Here is a 16,208-nt window from a genome sequence, read left to right on the forward strand (position 1 = left end):
TGTCGTCTTGGGCAGCTGGGGCTCGGCATGGTTGCCAATTTTGTCAGGCTGCCTACAACACCCTTGACCCACAGGCTGTGGGCAGGATCGGCGCGCCAAAAACAAAGCGCCCGGAACCTGAGTTCCGGGCGCTTTGTTTGAGGTCGGATGGCTCCCGGGTTCGGGAACTATCACGCTGCCACTGCGCCGACAAGCGACGCTGCGGGGGGCGCTTTACTTGAGCTGAGCCTTGAGCAGCTTGCCCAGTTCCGACGGATTGCGGGTGATGATGAAACCCGACTCTTCCATGATGGCCAGCTTGGCATCGGCCGTGTCGGCACCACCGGAGATCAGGGCACCTGCGTGGCCCATGCGCTTGCCGGGAGGGGCGGTCACGCCAGCGATGAAGCCCACGATAGGCTTCTTCATGTTGGCCTTGCACCACTGGGCGGCTTCGGCTTCGTCAGGACCGCCGATTTCGCCGATCATGATCACGGCATCGGTGTCCGGGTCGTCGTTGAAAGCCTTCATCACGTCGATGTGCTTCAAGCCATTGATGGGGTCGCCACCAATGCCCACGGCGCTCGACTGGCCCAGGCCCACTTCGGTCAGCATGGCCACGGCTTCGTACGTCAGCGTGCCGGAACGGCTCACCACGCCGATGCGGCCCTTGCGGTGGATGTGACCGGGCATGATGCCGATCTTGATTTCGTCGGGCGTGATCAGGCCGGGGCAGTTGGGGCCCAGCAACAGCGTGCGCTTGCCGCCTGCGGCTTCCTTGGCCTTCATCTTGTTGCGCACTTCCAGCATGTCGCGCACTGGGATGCCTTCGGTGATGCAGATCGCCAGATCCAGGTCGGCTTCCACAGCTTCCCAGATGGCGGCAGCAGCGCCTGCGGGCGGCACGTAGATCACCGACACGGTGGCGCCGGTCTGCGATGCGGCTTCCTTGACGGAGGCGTAGATCGGGATGTTGAAGATCGACTCGCCAGCCTTCTTGGGGTTCACGCCGGCCACGAAGCAGTTCTTGCCGTTCGCGTATTCCTGGCACTTTTCAGTATGGAACTGGCCCGTCTTGCCCGTGATGCCCTGGGTGATGACCTTGGTGTCTTTGTTGATGTAGATCGACATGTGTGTTCTCCGGGCTTACTTGACGGCAGCAACGATCTTGGTCGCTGCTTCGGCCATGGTGTCTGCGGCGATGATGGGCAGGCCGGACTCGGCCAGCATCTTCTTGCCCAGCTCTTCGTTCGTACCCTTCATGCGCACGACCAGTGGCACGTTCAGGTTCACGGCCTTGCAGGCGGTGATCACGCCGGTGGCAATGGTGTCGCACTTCATGATGCCGCCGAAGATGTTGACCAGAATGCCTTCGACCTTCGGGTTCTTCAGCATGATCTTGAAGGCTTCGGTGACCTTCTCGGGGGTGGCACCGCCGCCCACGTCCAGGAAGTTGGCCGGCTCGCCGCCAAACAGCTTGATGGTGTCCATGGTGGCCATGGCCAGACCTGCGCCGTTCACCAGGCAGCCGATGTTGCCATCCAGGCTGATGTAGGCCAGGTCGAACTTGGAGGCTTCCACTTCGGCCGGATCTTCTTCGTCCAGATCGCGGAAGGCCACGATTTCGGGGTGGCGGAACAGTGCGTTGGCGTCAAAGTTGAACTTCGCGTCCAGGGCCATCAGGTTGCCCTTGGAGTCGCAGTTCAGCGGGTTGATTTCCACCAGCGATGCGTCGGTCTCCATGTAGCACTTGTAGATCTTGGCGAAGATGTCTACGGCCTGGTCGATGGAAGCGCCGGTCAGTCCGATGGCGGCTGCGACCTTCTTGCTTTGCTCGGTGGTGATGCCTGCAATCGGGTCGATCATCTCGGTGATGATCTTCTCGGGCGTGGAGTGGGCCACTTCCTCGATGTCCATGCCGCCTTCGCTCGAAGCGATCAGCGCGACCTTCTGCGTGCCGCGGTCGGTGACCAGGGACACGTACAGTTCGTTCTTGATGTCGGCGCCGTCTTCGATGTACAGGCGGCGGACCTTCTGGCCTTCGGGGCCGGTCTGGTGCGTCTTGAGCTGCATACCCAGGATTTCGCCAGCGATACGCTTGACATCTTCAATGGTCTTGGCAACCTTCACGCCGCCGCCCTTGCCACGGCCACCAGCGTGGATCTGGGCCTTCACGACCCACACGGGGCCGCCGAGCTTCTGGGCTGCTTCGACGGCTTCTTGCACCGTGAATGCGGGAATGCCGCGCGGAACGGGCACACCAAAATTGCGCAAGATTTCCTTGCCTTGGTATTCGTGAATCTTCATGAGGTCTCTCTCAGGGAAGGGTGGTGGTTACCCGTTTACCATGAACAACAAAATGTCTGGCCGCGGGCTAGGGACATGGCAACCCGCGACTGTATCATGTTGCAATGCACCATTCTTGTGCATAACTGACGGCACGGCCGCCTCTGAAGGAGGCTGTTTTCAGCCCTGTTGTGCGTATCCTCGGCAGACTTTGCCACCCCTTTTTTGCAGGAGCACCACCCCATGTCCAGAGTCTTTATCGATGGCGAAGCCGGCACCACGGGCCTGCAGATCCGCGAACGCCTGCAGGCCATGCCGCAGATCGAATTGGTCAGCATTGCGCCCGAGTTGCGAAAGGACCCGGCCGCCAAACGCGACCTGATTGCCGGCGTGGACCTGGTGATCCTGTGCCTGCATGACGACGCCGCGCGCGAGACCGTGGCCATGGTGGATGCGATTGCGCAGAGCACCGGGCGCAAGGTCAAGGTGATCGATGCCAGCACCGCCCACCGCACGGCGCCCGGCTGGGTGTTTGGGTTTCCGGAGTTGGCTGCTGGCCAGCGCGAGGCCGTGGCCCAGGCGGACCGCGTGTCCAACCCCGGCTGCTATGCCACGGGCGCGATTGCGCTGCTGCGCCCCCTCGTGGATGCAGGCTTGGTGCCCAAGGATTTCCCGCTCGCGCTGCCTTCGGTCAGCGGCTACTCGGGCGGCGGCCGTCCCATGATCGAAGCGTATGAAGCCGGCACGGCGCCGCTGTTCGAGGCCTACGCGCTGACCCTGCAGCACAAGCACCTGCCCGAAATCATGCGCTACACGGGCATCACCCGCCGGCCCATCTTCGTGCCCTCGGTGGGCAACTTCCGCCAGGGCATGCTGGTGCAATTGCCCCTGCACCTGGACCTGTTGCCCGGCGCCCCCAAGGCTGCCGATCTGCACGACGCACTGGCCGCCCACTACGCCAAGAGCAACACGCCCGAGCAATGGGTCAGCGTGCTGCCCCCGACGGCCGACGGCAAACTCGACGCGACGGCGCTCAACGACACCAACAAGCTCGAATTGCGCGTGTTTGCCAACGAAGAGCATCGGCATGCCGTGCTGATCGCGCGCCTGGACAACCTGGGCAAGGGCGCCAGCGGTGCCGCGGTGCAGAACCTGCAGCTCATGCTGGGCGTCTGAGACTTCGCACATTCCCCTTGCGTGCGCTTTGCCGCACGCCTCCAACGCGTCCAACGGGCGCGTTTTTTTCTAGCGTGCCCTTGTGCCATCGCCGCGCACTGGCCTGGGTCGCAGCCGCCAGAGCAGGGCAAGGCACGCCGGCTGCGCGCGGCCGTCGGCGTGCTGGCGCCTATCGCGCCCATGTAGAACCGATCTGGTGACCGACCCGGAGTGGTCCGGGCTCTCACGCGTCGGCGGCCTCGGAGCGATCATTTGCCGCCGAGATCTTCGCCGTCCAAGTCTTCGCCGGTCTCGCCCCGAATCGCTTTTTGAATCGCAAACATCGTGAAACCACGCGCCATCAGAAAACGGACCTGGCGCGAGCGCTCCTTCACATCCTGCGGCGCCTCGCCAAACTTGCGCTGCCACACGTCGCGGGCGCGCTGCACCTCGGTGGCCAGCAGCGGGGCGGTGGCTTCGCGCACCAGGTCGTCAGACACGCCCTTTGTGCGCAGCTCCTGGGCGAGGCGGGCGGCGCCCAGGCGCGGGCCGCGGCGGTGTACCAGGGACTGGGCGGCGCGCTGGTCGCTCAGCCAGTCGTGCTCCACCAGCCAGTCCAGCAACGCCGTCAGCTCCTCGGGGCTCTCGGCATGCGGCGCCAGCTTGGTGGACAGCTCGCTGCGCGAATGCTCCCGCTGGCTCAGCAGGCGCAGCGCCCGGCCCTTGAGTGACAGCGTGGTGAACCCCATGGCAGGCTGATTGCTCCTAAATTAATAGCTATAAGTGCTTGATTAGCAAGCGATGGAAGGCATTTTTGCTTAAAAATGAGCTGCGATGGCCCCGGGGGGCGCGGCTGCGGTTGCCGCGTCGGGCTGCAAGGCCCTGGGCGCCCGCTCAATGCGGGTCTGCCCGGCGTCTGCGCACCTTGTGGCTTCGCAACTGCGATCGCTCCCAGTTCATGCCTTGTCTGCCGCAGGGTGGAGAACAACGCGGCGAGCAGCCTTGAAAAGAAGAGCTGCTCGCCGCTTTGTTGACCGATCCGCCGGACTTGAACCCATCTGCAGCCTGCCCGTTGCCAGTGCTGTCGGCAGCGGTGCACGCCCCGCCCTCGCGCCTTGCTTTATCACAGCGGCGCCTCGGCTTAGGCTTCAGCAGCAGCCTTGGCCGGTGCCAATGCGGGCGGCAGCAGCGCAATGCCCAGGCTCTCGCGCACCTTGTTCTCGATCTCGCGGGCGAGGTCCGAGTTTTCGCGCAGGAATTCGCGTGCGTTATCGCGGCCCTGGCCGATCTTCTCGCCGTTGTAGGCATACCAGGCGCCCGACTTCTCGACGATCTTGGCGGTTACGCCCATGTCGATGATCTCGCCCTCGCGGCTGATGCCCTCGCCGAACAGGATGTCGAACTCGGCCGTCTTGAACGGGGGCGATACCTTGTTCTTGACCACCTTCACCTTGGTCTCATTGCCGATGGCTTCGTCGCCCTTCTTGATGGTGCCGGTGCGGCGGATATCGAGGCGCACGGAGGCGTAGAACTTGAGCGCATTGCCGCCGGTGGTGGTTTCGGGGCTGCCGAACATCACGCCGATCTTCATGCGGATCTGGTTGATGAAGATGACCATGCAATTGGTCTTCTTGATCGTGGCGGTCAGCTTGCGCAGCGCCTGGCTCATCAGGCGAGCCTGCAGGCCGGGCAGGCTGTCGCCCATCTCGCCTTCGATTTCGGCCTTGGGCGTGAGCGCGGCAACCGAGTCGACCACGATCAGGTCCACAGCGCCGGAGCGCACCAGGCTGTCCACGATTTCCAGCGCTTGCTCGCCGGTGTCCGGCTGGCTGATCAGCAGGTCGGACAGCTGCACACCCAGCTTTTGGGCGTACTGCACATCCAGGGCGTGTTCTGCATCGACAAACGCGCAGGTGCCGCCTTGTTTTTGCATCTCGGCAATTACCTGCAGCGTGAGCGTGGTCTTGCCCGACGATTCCGGGCCATAGATTTCCACCACGCGGCCACGGGGCAGGCCGCCCACGCCCAGGGCGATGTCCAGGCCCAGCGAGCCGGTGGACACCACCTGGATGTCTTCGATAACCTCGCCTTCACCCAGGCGCATGATCGTGCCCTTGCCGAACTGCTTTTCGATCTGGGCCAGCGCCGCCGCCAAAGCCTTCGCCTTTTCGGTGTTCACTGGCAATGCGGGGTTGGTGCCTTTGACTGCGACGTCCATGAAAAACTCCTTGAGAAACAACAGGTTAGATGCTTGCATCGCTCTGCGGTTAATCACAGGCTGGATGCTTGAACAGTATTTTATGCGAGCCGTTGCAATGCATTCAAGCATAATTTAGTCAGTTTGCCTGACCAAATTCCATGTCTGAAAAAATCCTTCTCACACCTGCCGACGACGGCTGGCGCCAGACCCATCTGGGCCGCCTGTTCGGCCATGCGATGCGGCGGTTTGACGCGCGGGTGTTGCAGCTGATGGCACGCAACGTCGAAGTGCCGCTGGCGCTGTCCAACCTGGCGGCGCGCGACCAGGTGACGGCCGCCCATGTGCACATCACCCGCCACCTGGCGCTGCAGGGCGACCGGCTGACCGACCTGGCCCAGCGCGCGGGCATGACCAAGCAGGCCATGGCCAACCTGGTGGACCAGTGCGAAGCCTGGGGGCTGGTGACGCGCGAGGCGGACCCCCTCGATGCGCGCGCCCGGCGCGTGCGGTTCACGCCCACGGGGCTGGCCTGGCTGCAGGCGTTCCGTGACGCGGTGGCGCAGGCCGAAGCCGAGTTCCGCGCCGAAGTGGGCAACGACGTGGCCACCGTGGTGGCGATCGGGCTTGAGGCGTATGCGGGCGGCGACGCACAGTGGCCCGGCCCCAGCCGCACGGACTGACTGGCCGGTGCGCGACCCCACGCCCTTGGACTAAGAAGTCGCGGCGATCTGCGTCTAGGCCTGGGCCTCGGCCCGGGCGGCAGCGGCCAGTTGCGAAGCATCCAGCTGCATCGCCCGCAGCGTGCGCGCGGCCACGCCCTGCGGCATGTCGGCGACCAACGCCACCACGTGTGCGCCGCGCAGCGGCCCGGGCTGCCCCTTGCGCGACTGGGCCAGCGCCTGCACCAGCTCCTCGCCCGAAGGCTGGGCTCGGTAGAGGTTTGGCCGCGCAGCGGTGGTGGGCACGGCCTCCGGCAAGGGCGCCTCAATTCCCAGGCCTTGCAGTGCATCGCGGTACTGCTGCTCGATGGCGGCGGGCACGGCGGCAGGATCGGCGCCCAGGCGCTCGAACGCGCGGCGCGCCGAGCCGTCGGGCAGATCCAGCGCGGCCAAGAGGAAGTGCTCGGCCCCGGGCGCACGGCTGCCGCGGGTGCGGGCGTGGTCCTCGGCGCCAGTACACAGGCGCTGCAGGGTGCGCATGCTTTGCAGGTGGTCACGGATGCGTTGGAACATGGGAATCACAACTCCTTGCGGTTCAGGGGGATGGGGGACGGCCGACCTGGCCTGCCAAGCGCTTGTGGGCGGCCTGTTTGCTCACGCCCAGCGCCTGCGCAATCTGGGCCCACGACCAGCCTTGCTGCAGCGCCGACGCCACGGCCGCCGCTTCAAGCCGGTCGGCCATGAGGCGCAAGGCCACCACGGCCGCCAGCGCGGCGTCCGGGTCGTCGGGGGAGGGGAGTGCGGGCGGGGTCTGCATTCGTCAACTGTAGTTGACGAATGCGCATGGCGTCAACAACCGTTGACGATGGGCTTGCCTTCAGCAGCGGATCACAGCGGGGCGAACGCGCTGGGCCCTGTGCCCGGTGCGGGCGAAGGAAGCGCGCTCTCGCCTGCGGGCGACGCGCAGGCCAGCAGCCACTGCCGAAAACACTGCAGCGCGTGCAGCTGCGTACGGCCTTCGGGGTAGCAAAACCAGTAGCCCATGTCGCTCTGGTAGCCGCCCCGCAGCGGCTGGTCGGCCAGCGGCTCGCGCACCAGCCCGGCGTTGATCTCGTCCTGCACCAGGCAGCGCGGCACCAGGGCCAGACCCATGCCAGCCATCACCGCGCGGATCATGGTCTGGAACTGGTCAAACTGCGGCCCGGCCAGCGGGTCGATGGTGCCCGCCACACCCTGGGTTTCGCTCCAGCGCAGCCAGGCCTCGGGCACCGTCACGTGGCGCATCAGCGTGTGGCTGGCCAGGTCCTGCGGGGTGTGGATGGGCCAGTCGGCCACCCGCGTGCGCGGGGCGATCAGCGCCACGCCGTGGCCGGTGATGTAGTGGGCGTGCGCGCCGGGCCAGTGGCCATCGCCGAAGAGGATGGAGCAATCGAGCTCCGGCCGCTCGAAGTCGTAGCTGTGCACATAGGGCACAAAGTGCAGCGTGACCTGCGGGTGCTGCTGCTGAAACTGCGGCAGCCGCGGGATGAGCCACTTGGCGGCAAACGTGGGCAGGCTTGAGAGGTGCAGCGCGCCGCCCCCGTCGTCGCTGGTGATCAGCTCCAGCGTCGCGGCCTCCAGCTGCGCCAGCACGGCGCGCACGGCTTTTTCGTAGCGCTCGCCGGCGGGGGTCAGCGCCAGGCGCTTGCGGCAGCGTTCAAACAGCGCAATGCCTACCCAACCCTCCAGCTCCTTGATCTGCTTGCTCACCGCGCTTTGCGTGAGGTGCAGCGCCTCGGCCGCGCGCGACACACTGCCAAACCGCGTCACGGTGGAGAACGCGCGCAGCAGGTGCAAAGGGGGTGAAAGCCGGCGCAGAGAGGACATGACAGCGGGGGAAAGATTATTCCAGTCTGGAATGTTATCAGGCATATCCATTGCTTGGAAGTTGGGAAGGCCTCGCTTAACCTCAAGCCACTTCATAGGAGAAACGCCCGTGCAACGCCGTCATTTGCTCTCAGCCCTGGCTGCAGTATCTTTCGTTCCTGGAATGTCTTTGGCGCAAGAAGGCAAGCCCCTGCGCATCATCGTGCCCTTCCCGCCCGGCGGCGCCACCGACATCACCGCCCGCAGCCTGCAAGAGTCGCTCAGCCGCATCCTGAAACAGCCCGTGGTGCTGGAAAACCGCGGCGGCGCAGGCGGCTCCATTGGCATGTCCGAAGTGGCCCGCGCCCCGGCCGACGGGCTGACCCTCGGCGTAGCCACCCTGTCCACCCATGGCGTGAACCCGGCGGTGTTCAGCAAGCTGCCCTACAACCCCACCAAGGATTTCGTCGGCGTGACCGAGATCGTGAAGGCGCCCGGGGTCATCGTAATCAACCCGGCAGTTCTGCCGGTCAAGGACTTCGCCGACCTGGTCAAGCACCTCAAGGCCCACCCCGGCAAGGTCTCGTACGCCACACCCGGCAACGGCACCATCGGCCACATGTGGGGCGAGCTCTTCAAGAGCAGCACCGGCACGGCCATGGTGCACATCCCCTACCGCGGCGCGGGCCCGGCCGTCAACGACGTGCTGGCCGGCCAGGTGGCGGTGTACTTCGACCAGGTGGCCTCGTCGCTGCCGCACATCAAGTCCGGCAAGCTCAAGGCGCTGGCCGTGTCGTGGCCCGAGCGGCTGGATGTGCTGCCCGAGGTGCCGACCTACGCCGAACTCAGCTTTCAGCAGGCCAACGAGCCCTCGTGGTTTGGCCTGGTGGCCCCCGCCGGCACGCCGCCCGCTGCGGTGGAGCGCATCCAGCAGGCCGTCGCCCAGGCGCTCAAGGAGCCGGCCGTGCGCGAGCGCCTGGCGGGCCAGGGCCTGTACCCCTCGGGCACCACGCCCAAGGATTTCACCGCGCAGATCGGCCGCGAGATCGACAAGATGAAGCGGGTGGCTGGGTACGCCAAAATTTCACTCGACTGACCGGCGGCGGGGGGGACGCCTGACATCCAGGCCGCCACTTGCCACTTGCCCTTGTCAACGCACTGCTTTTGAACTGACACCCTGATGCCGGGCGACAAGCCCGGCGGCCACCCCCGGTTGACCCCTTTCCCGTTCGGGATAACCATGGTCTTCTTCGGGTCTGGGCGGCTTGGCCTGCCGCCCCCCTTTGCGCACACTCTGCCTATGCATGCAGCCTTGAAAATCATCCACCACCGATTCCTGCAGGCCCAGCCGGGCGCCACCGGTTCCCCTGGCACTGCAAGCCCGCCCGAGCCCATGGTCACCTCCGTCGCCGGCACCAGCCCCCTGGTGCTCGACTCGCCGCACAGCGGCACGCGCTACCCGGCCGACTTCCGCTCCGCCTGCGACCTGCCCACCCTGCGCCGCGCCGAAGACACCCACGTCGAGAAGATCTACGCCTTTGCCCCCGCCCTGGGCGCAGCCTGGGTCGAGGCGCACTTTCCGCGCATCTATCTGGATGCCAACCGCGACACCACCGAGCTCGACACCTCGCTGCTCGACGCCGAATGGCCCGATCCGCTCTCGACCGATCCCAAGGTGCTCAGCAAGGTGCGCCTGGGCAAAGGCCTGGTCTGGAAGTTCACCGACGAAGGCGAGCCCATCTACAACCGCCAGCTCACCGTGGCCGAGGTGCGCGCGCGCATCGACCGCTGCTGGCGCCCGTACCACGCGGCGGTGGCCCAGGCCATTGACGCCGCCCACGCGCGCCACGGCTACAGCATCCACCTCAACTGCCACTCGATGCCCGCCGTGGCGGGGCGGTTTGCCACCGAGTTCCCGGGGCTTGAGCACGCCGACTTTGTAGTGGGCGACCGCGACGGCACCACCGCCAGCCCGGCGCTGTCGGCGCTGATCTGCGAACACCTGCGCGGCTGCGGCTACAGCGTGGAATACAACCACCCCTACAAAGGCGTGGAGCTGGTGCGCCGCTACGGCCACCCCGCAGAGCACCGCCACAGCATCCAGGTCGAGATCAACCGCAGGCTCTACATGGACGAGCGCACGCTCGCCCAGCACCCCGAGGGCATGGCGCGGCTGCAGGCGGACCTCAAGACCCTGGTGCAAAAGCTGCTGGCGCACGACCCGCGTTGAGGGCGCGGGCACGGCCTTGCCTGCTGGCGCCGCGGGTGGCCCGGCGCTGCGGGCCGCGGTCTGCCTCGCCGCGCCGCGCCGCCTAGAATCGGCACAAGGCGCGGCGCCAGACCGCCGCCATCCACCAGGAGACACCCGCATGCGCATCCTCATTGCCGAAGACGACCAGGTGCTGGCCGATGGGCTGCTGCGCACCCTGCGGGCCTCGGGGGCCGTGGTGGACCATGTGGCCAGCGGCACCGAGGCCGACGCCGCCCTCCTCACCAACAACGAATTCGACCTGCTCATCCTGGACCTCGGCCTGCCCAAGATGCACGGCCTGGAGGTCTTGAAGAAGCTGCGCAGCCGGGGCTCGGCGCTGCCGGTGCTCATCCTCACCGCGGCCGACAGCGTGGAAGAGCGCGTCAAGGGCCTGGACTTTGGCGCCGACGACTACATGGCCAAGCCGTTTTCGCTGCAAGAGCTCGAAGCCCGCGTGCGGGCCCTCACACGCCGCGGCATGGGCGGCACCAGCAGCGCCATCAAACACGGCCCGCTGGTGTACGACCAGGCCGGCCGCGTGGCCACCATCGACGGCAAGATGATCGAGCTGTCGGCGCGCGAGCTGGGCCTGTTGGAAGTGCTGCTGCAGCGCGCCGGCCGCCTGGTGAGCAAGGAGCAATTGGTGGAGCGCCTGTGCGAATGGGGCGAAGAGGTCAGCAACAACGCCATCGAGGTCTATATCCACCGCCTGCGCAAGAAGATCGAGGGCGGACCCATCCGCATCGCCACCGTGCGCGGCCTGGGCTACTGCCTCGAGAAAATTGCGAGTTGACTATAAAAATGATAGCTAGTAGTGCTTATGGAACAAGCGCTGGCGGCCATTTTTATTCATAAACAGCCGCGGCGGCCGCCTTGAAAATCTTCCAGCGCGAGCAGCGCTCCCTGTTCGGCGAAATCCTCGACTGGATGCTCACGCCGCTGCTGCTGCTGTGGCCGGTGAGCCTGGCGCTCACCTGGCTGGTGGCGCAGGGCCTGGCCAACAAGCCCTTCGACCGCGCGCTCGAATACAACGCCCACGCCCTCGCCCAGCTGGTGTCCGTAGCGGGCAACAAGGTCCAGTTCAACCTGCCCCAGCCCGCCAGCGAGATCCTGCGCGCCGACGACTCCGACATCGTCTACTACCAGGTCATCGGCCCGGGCAGCGAATTCCTGTCGGGCGAGCGCGAGTTGCCCGAGCCGCCCGGCGATGAAGTGGCCATGCCCGGCGAAGTGCGCCTGCGCGACGCCGAGATGCGCGGCATCGAGATCCGCGTGGCCTACATCTGGGTGCGCTTGCCGCTCAACGGCACCCCCATGGCGCTGGTGCAGGTGGCCGAGACGCGCGAAAAACGCAGCGTGCTGGCCACCGAAATCATCAAGGGCGTGATGCTGCCGCAGTTCGTCATCCTGCCGCTGGCGGTGCTCCTGGTGTGGCTGGCGCTGGCACGGGGCATCCAGCCGCTCAACCAGCTCGAGCAGCGCATCCGCGCGCGCAATCCTGACGACCTCTCGCCGCTGGACGACCGCACGGTGCCGCTCGAAGTCGCGCCGCTGGTCTCGTCGGTGAACGACCTGCTGCGGCGGCTCAACGACTCGCTGGCCACGCAAAAACGCTTTCTGGCCGACGCCGCGCACCAGCTCAAGACCCCACTGGCGGGCCTGCGCATGCAGGCCGACCTGGCCCAGCGCGAGGGCACCAGCACCGAAGAGCTCAAGCGCTCGCTGCAGCAGATCGGCCGGTCCAGCATCCGCGCCACGCACACCGTCAACCAGCTGCTGGCCCTGGCGCGCGCCGAAGGCAGCGGGGTGGGCATCACGCGCCAGCCGTGTGATCTGGCCCGGCTGGTGATCGAGGTGGTGCGCGACTCGGTGCCGCGTGCGCTCGAGAAACACATCGACCTGGGCTACGACGGCGCCGAGCCCGGCTCGCCCGGCGTGCTGCTCGATGGCAACCCCACGCTGCTCAAGGAGCTGGTGCGCAACCTGCTCGACAACGCCATCAACTACACACCGTCCACCCCCGCCAAACCCGGCGTCGTCACGGCCCGCGTGCTGGCCGACACCTTCGGCCATGTGCTGCTGCTACAGGTCGAAGACTCCGGCCCCGGCGTGCCCGAGGCCGAGCGCGAACTGGTGTTCCAACCCTTCTACCGGGCCCTGGGCAGCGAGGCCGATGGCTCGGGCCTGGGCCTGCCCATCGTGCTGGAGATCGCGCGCAAACACGAGGCCGAGGTCACGCTCGAAGACGCACGCCCCGGCCACCACCCGCCCGGCGCGATCTTCAGCGTGCGGTTTGCGGCGCGGGATGTGGTGGCGGGCAGTTAGAACCTGTTCAAGATCTTTTCGGGGTCGCGCAAGTGCCTTGCCGGGCTGGATGCAAGGCGCGGGGCGCAGTGGATAGCCGGCTATCCACAAGCGCCGCAACGCCGCAGACCGCCCGGCAAGGCACTTGCCCGAAGGGTTGGAGGGAAATCGGGCCGATGAACTTGGTAGTGCGTGGCGCCCCGGCTGCTTGCATGGGCATGAGCCCATGCGGCGCATCCGAAGCATCCATTCATCCCGATTGCACCCCAACGCGATCCCCGAAAAGATCTTGAACAGGTTCTTCGCAACGGGCAGGGCAGCCAGGCTGCGCCGCCGCCCCCGGCCCCTGTGCATGATCGTGGGGCGAACTGCCGCGCGCTGCCCCGCGGTCCGGGGCGCTGCGGCATCATGCAAGCCCCACCCCCTCAGCGCTGCCCGCGGCGCTCAGTAGCGCTCAGTATTGGGACGTGGGATGGGTCTCGGGGTTGTCGCGTGCGGCGACCTGCGATACCGGGCGGCGCAGCGTGGTGGCCACCTCGACCCGGTTACGGCCATTGCCTTTGGCCTGGTAGGCCGCGCGGTCGGCAGCGGCGATCAGCATGTCCCAGCTGTCGCCGGGCTCCAGGCGTCCGCCAAAGACACCAATGCTCACGGTGACGGCGATGCTCACGCCGCTGTCCGCATCGGCAGCGCCGGGCGCCGCGACGCGGCAGCGGGATTCCTCCACCGCCTGGCACAGCGCGCTCGCCAGCTGCTCGGCGCCCGCCAGCGTGGTGTCGGGCAGCACCACCATGAACTCCTCGCCGCCATAGCGCCCCACGAGGTCCTGCGCGCGCACGCGCCGGCGCAGCACGTCGACCACGTTGCACAGCACCTGGTCGCCCGCGGGGTGGCCGTAGCGGTCGTTCACGTGCTTGAAGTGGTCGATGTCCACCATCATCAGCGCGATGGATTCACGGGTGCGCACCGCGCGCGAGACATCGCGGTCGAGCGCCGCGATCAGCGAGCGCCGGTTGGCCACGCCGGTGAGCGAGTCGATCGCCGCCATGACGCGGTTGTTCTCATCGGCGCGGTCGCGCGACATGAAGACAAAGCCCACCGAACTGACGAGCACCACCGAGAAGGTGCCCATGAAGGTGAGCGTCTGCAGCGTGCTCGATTGCAGGATGCTGGCGGCGCCGTCAGCGGGGTTCAGCGCCAGCACCAGCAGCGCACGGCCGCCCAGCACCACGGCCTCGAGCCCCAGCCCTGCCACCAGCAGCCATTGCCCGCGCCCCACGGTGGCGTGGCGGCGCTCCAGCGCCGCGGCCAGCGCCCACACGGCCTGCAGGCCGATGACCAGGCCCACAAAACTGGCGCGCGCCGGGAAGTTGTCCATGAACGCCATGACAAAACCCGTGACGAGCACGGGCGGGGTCAGCAGCAGCGGCCAGCGCACGGCGCGGCCCTGGAACTGGTAGATGGCGCCGATCATGCCCACGAAAACGCAGGACAGCAGCAGGTTGCCCACCACCACCGACAGCACATCCGGCACCACGCCGCGCAGCATGACCAGCATGTGCCCGACGGCATTGACCAGGAGCGCACCGGCCCATCGCCCCAGCCCGTCGCGCCGGCTGCGACCGCCCACCACAGCCATCGACGCCGCCATCATGAGCGAGCTGACGATGATCATCGCCAGCATGGTGGGGACGTGGGCGGTCATGGCGCGTCAGAGGGGTTCATCACCCCGCGCTGTCCGGCGGGGTGCCGCCAGCGGGGTGCGTGCCGCGGGCCCGCCGCCGGTGCCCGGGTGGCGGGCGCGTGCAGCGCGGCAAGGGCAAGATTCCGGGGGAGGGATGCATCGGTGTGGGAACGCCGGGCGGATGGATGGGGAATCGGACCAGCATAAACGAAGGTTCCGCCCGCGAGAAATACTGATTAACCATCGCCCCCCACGCCATCGGGCTCCGTCGATCCGCATCGGCCATCCGCAGGTGCGCAGGCACCCGCAGCGCCGCTTCAGCGCACCGGGGCGGCGTGGACGGGCACGCCGCTCGGCTCCTGCGCGGCAAGGTCCGCCTCAGCGCGGGCCGCAGATGCCGCCAGCGCCCGGCCGCGCCAGCCCAGGCCGCCCGAGGTACTGGCCGCCGGCCGGTACTCGCAGCCCACCCAGCCGCGGTAGCCCAGCGCGTCGAGGGTGTCAAAAAGGTAGGGGTAGTTCAGCTCGCCGGTGTCGGGCTCGTGGCGGCCCGGCACGCCAGCGACCTGGATATGCGCGACGCGGCCGGTGGGCAGGTAGCGCTGCAGCTTGGTGGCCACGTCGCCTTCCACGATCTGGCAGTGGTACAGGTCCATCTGCACTTTGAGGTTATCGGCCTGCACGGCGTCGAGCAGCTCGTGGGCGTGGTCCTGCCGGTTAAGGAAGTAGCGCGGCACGTCGCGCAGGTTGATGGGCTCGATCAAAATCTCGCGCCCTGCACGTGCCGCTTCGTCGGCGGCCCAGCGCAGGTTGCCTGCGCACAGGTCCTTGAGCGACTCGCGCTCCATGCCGGCCGGCACGATGCCCGAGAGCACGTGGATGCGCGGGCAATCGAGCGCTTCGGCATACCGCAGCGCCTCGTGCACGCCGGCGCGAAACTCGGCCTCGCGCCCTGGCAGCGCGGCTGTGCCGCGCGCGTTGTGGTCCCACGCTGCGGCCATGCCGGCCAGGTCGGTGCCACCGGCCGGGGCGTTGAAGAGCACGAGTTGTAGCCCGTGGCCGCGCAGCCGCGCCGCGATGTCCGCCGGCGCAAACGCGTAGGGAAACTGGAACTCCACCGCCGTGAAGCCGTCCTGTGCAGCGGCGCCAAAGCGCTCCAGAAAGGGCAGCTCGGTGTACATCAGCGTCAGGTTGGCGGCAAACTGGGGCATGGCGGGCGGGCAACGGCGTGAAAAGACAGGCGGCAGCTTATCGCGCCCGTTAGGGTCCACAGCACCTGCGGCGCGCAGAATATGAGCCAAAATGGCCTCTAGCGCTTGATATATAAGCGCTTACAGCTATTAATTTTATAGCAATCGAATGTGACGCCTGCTGAGGACCACCCATGCGCATCGGAGAACTCGCCCACCGCACCGACACCACGCCCAAGGCCATCCGCCTGTACGAGGCGCGGGGCCTGCTGGGCACGGTGGCCCGCGCGGGCAGCTACCGCGACTATGGCGAGGCCGATGTGGCGCGCGTGTTGCTCATCCGGCGTGCGCAGGCGCTGGGGTTTCGGCTCTCGCAGCTCACCGGCTTGCCGGCGCTCGATTCCCCCGAAGGTTGGGAGGACGTGGCCCAACTCGTCAGCAGCCGCCGCGCTGCCGTAGCCCAGGAGCGCGCCCGCCTGGCGGCGCTGGACGCCGAACTCGCCCTGCTGGAGGTCGAGCTGCGTAGCTGCGACGGCGCCCAGGCCACGTCCGCCAACGCGAGCGCGCAGGCCTGTGCAGCACCTGCCACATCGCCCCCGCGGGCCCCGCAGATGCAGACCCAAAACCCCCGCTTTCTCGCCAGGGTTTGATCGCGCCG

Annotated in this window: 16 protein-coding genes; 7 read left to right on the top strand and 9 right to left on the bottom strand. The window is 67.0% G+C overall.

The annotated features are described in order from the left end of the window. Positions 1-213: 213 nt before the first annotated feature. Both sucD and sucC read right to left on the bottom strand, forming a co-directional pair. Complete coding sequence (gene sucD / locus ACSQ3Q_RS24325) at positions 214-1,110, bottom strand: succinate--CoA ligase subunit alpha (protein ID WP_436136870.1); 897 nt, start codon at positions 1,108-1,110, stop codon at positions 214-216. A gap of 15 nt (positions 1,111-1,125) precedes the next feature. Beyond that, the gene (gene sucC / locus ACSQ3Q_RS24330; RefSeq protein ID WP_436136871.1) at positions 1,126-2,286 is read right to left on the bottom strand and encodes an ADP-forming succinate--CoA ligase subunit beta; all 1,161 of its coding nucleotides are present in this window, start codon (positions 2,284-2,286) and stop codon (positions 1,126-1,128) included. Positions 2,287-2,490: 204 nt separating this feature from the next. On the opposite strand from sucC, the gene argC reads away from it, so the two are divergent. Next, on the top strand, positions 2,491-3,441 hold the full coding sequence (argC, locus tag ACSQ3Q_RS24335) for an N-acetyl-gamma-glutamyl-phosphate reductase (protein ID WP_436136872.1): 951 nt from the start codon (positions 2,491-2,493) through the stop codon (positions 3,439-3,441). A 248-nt stretch (positions 3,442-3,689) separates the two neighbouring features. Here the strand turns inward: argC and recX are convergent, their stop codons facing one another. Then, positions 3,690-4,169: a recombination regulator RecX gene (gene recX, locus ACSQ3Q_RS24340; RefSeq protein WP_436136873.1), complete on the bottom strand. Its 480-nt coding sequence runs from the start codon at positions 4,167-4,169 to the stop codon at positions 3,690-3,692. A 392-nt stretch (positions 4,170-4,561) separates the two neighbouring features. Continuing rightward, on the bottom strand, positions 4,562-5,638 hold the full coding sequence (gene recA / locus ACSQ3Q_RS24345) for a recombinase RecA (RefSeq protein WP_436136874.1): 1,077 nt from the start codon (positions 5,636-5,638) through the stop codon (positions 4,562-4,564). 140 nt (positions 5,639-5,778) lie between these two features. Between recA and ACSQ3Q_RS24350 the strand changes: the two genes are divergently transcribed. Next, entirely contained in the window at positions 5,779-6,300 is a 522-nt protein-coding gene (locus ACSQ3Q_RS24350; protein ID WP_436136875.1) for a MarR family winged helix-turn-helix transcriptional regulator, read from the top strand. A gap of 54 nt (positions 6,301-6,354) precedes the next feature. Here ACSQ3Q_RS24350 and ACSQ3Q_RS24355 read toward each other — a convergent pair whose 3' ends face one another. The 3 genes from ACSQ3Q_RS24355 to ACSQ3Q_RS24365 all read right to left on the bottom strand — a co-directional run bounded on the left by ACSQ3Q_RS24355 (position 6,355) and on the right by ACSQ3Q_RS24365 (position 8,145). After that, on the bottom strand, positions 6,355-6,852 hold the full coding sequence (locus ACSQ3Q_RS24355; RefSeq protein ID WP_436136876.1) for a Clp protease N-terminal domain-containing protein: 498 nt from the start codon (positions 6,850-6,852) through the stop codon (positions 6,355-6,357). A 22-nt stretch (positions 6,853-6,874) separates the two neighbouring features. After that, positions 6,875-7,096: a helix-turn-helix domain-containing protein gene (locus ACSQ3Q_RS24360; RefSeq protein ID WP_436136877.1), complete on the bottom strand. Its 222-nt coding sequence runs from the start codon at positions 7,094-7,096 to the stop codon at positions 6,875-6,877. Between the two features lie 71 nt (positions 7,097-7,167). Then, positions 7,168-8,145: a LysR substrate-binding domain-containing protein gene (locus tag ACSQ3Q_RS24365; RefSeq protein WP_436136878.1), complete on the bottom strand. Its 978-nt coding sequence runs from the start codon at positions 8,143-8,145 to the stop codon at positions 7,168-7,170. Between the two features lie 109 nt (positions 8,146-8,254). Between ACSQ3Q_RS24365 and ACSQ3Q_RS24370 the strand changes: the two genes are divergently transcribed. The 4 genes from ACSQ3Q_RS24370 (at position 8,255) to ACSQ3Q_RS24385 (ending at position 12,700) form a co-directional block, all read left to right on the top strand. Beyond that, positions 8,255-9,220, top strand: coding sequence for a tripartite tricarboxylate transporter substrate binding protein BugE (locus ACSQ3Q_RS24370; RefSeq protein WP_436136879.1), 966 nt, complete (start codon positions 8,255-8,257; stop codon positions 9,218-9,220). Between the two features lie 204 nt (positions 9,221-9,424). Then, entirely contained in the window at positions 9,425-10,354 is a 930-nt protein-coding gene (locus tag ACSQ3Q_RS24375) for an N-formylglutamate amidohydrolase (protein ID WP_436136880.1), read from the top strand. A gap of 139 nt (positions 10,355-10,493) precedes the next feature. Continuing rightward, positions 10,494-11,168: a response regulator gene (locus tag ACSQ3Q_RS24380; protein WP_436136881.1), complete on the top strand. Its 675-nt coding sequence runs from the start codon at positions 10,494-10,496 to the stop codon at positions 11,166-11,168. An 80-nt stretch (positions 11,169-11,248) separates the two neighbouring features. After that, the gene (locus tag ACSQ3Q_RS24385; RefSeq protein WP_436136882.1) at positions 11,249-12,700 is read left to right on the top strand and encodes a sensor histidine kinase; all 1,452 of its coding nucleotides are present in this window, start codon (positions 11,249-11,251) and stop codon (positions 12,698-12,700) included. Between the two features lie 433 nt (positions 12,701-13,133). Here the strand turns inward: ACSQ3Q_RS24385 and ACSQ3Q_RS24390 are convergent, their stop codons facing one another. Together ACSQ3Q_RS24390 and otnI are read right to left on the bottom strand one after the other, a co-directional pair. Next, the gene (locus ACSQ3Q_RS24390; protein ID WP_436136883.1) at positions 13,134-14,384 is read right to left on the bottom strand and encodes a GGDEF domain-containing protein; all 1,251 of its coding nucleotides are present in this window, start codon (positions 14,382-14,384) and stop codon (positions 13,134-13,136) included. Positions 14,385-14,680: 296 nt separating this feature from the next. Next, the gene (gene otnI / locus ACSQ3Q_RS24395; RefSeq protein ID WP_436136884.1) at positions 14,681-15,571 is read right to left on the bottom strand and encodes a 2-oxo-tetronate isomerase; all 891 of its coding nucleotides are present in this window, start codon (positions 15,569-15,571) and stop codon (positions 14,681-14,683) included. Between the two features lie 173 nt (positions 15,572-15,744). On the opposite strand from otnI, the gene ACSQ3Q_RS24400 reads away from it, so the two are divergent. Further along, positions 15,745-16,200, top strand: coding sequence for a MerR family transcriptional regulator (locus ACSQ3Q_RS24400; protein ID WP_436136885.1), 456 nt, complete (start codon positions 15,745-15,747; stop codon positions 16,198-16,200). The last annotated feature ends 8 nt before the right edge of the window (positions 16,201-16,208 follow it).

Origin of the sequence: Acidovorax sp. LjRoot129 (assembly GCF_964253765.1) — a bacterium.
In the GTDB taxonomy this organism is placed as follows: Bacteria; Pseudomonadota; Gammaproteobacteria; order Burkholderiales; family Burkholderiaceae_C; genus Acidovorax.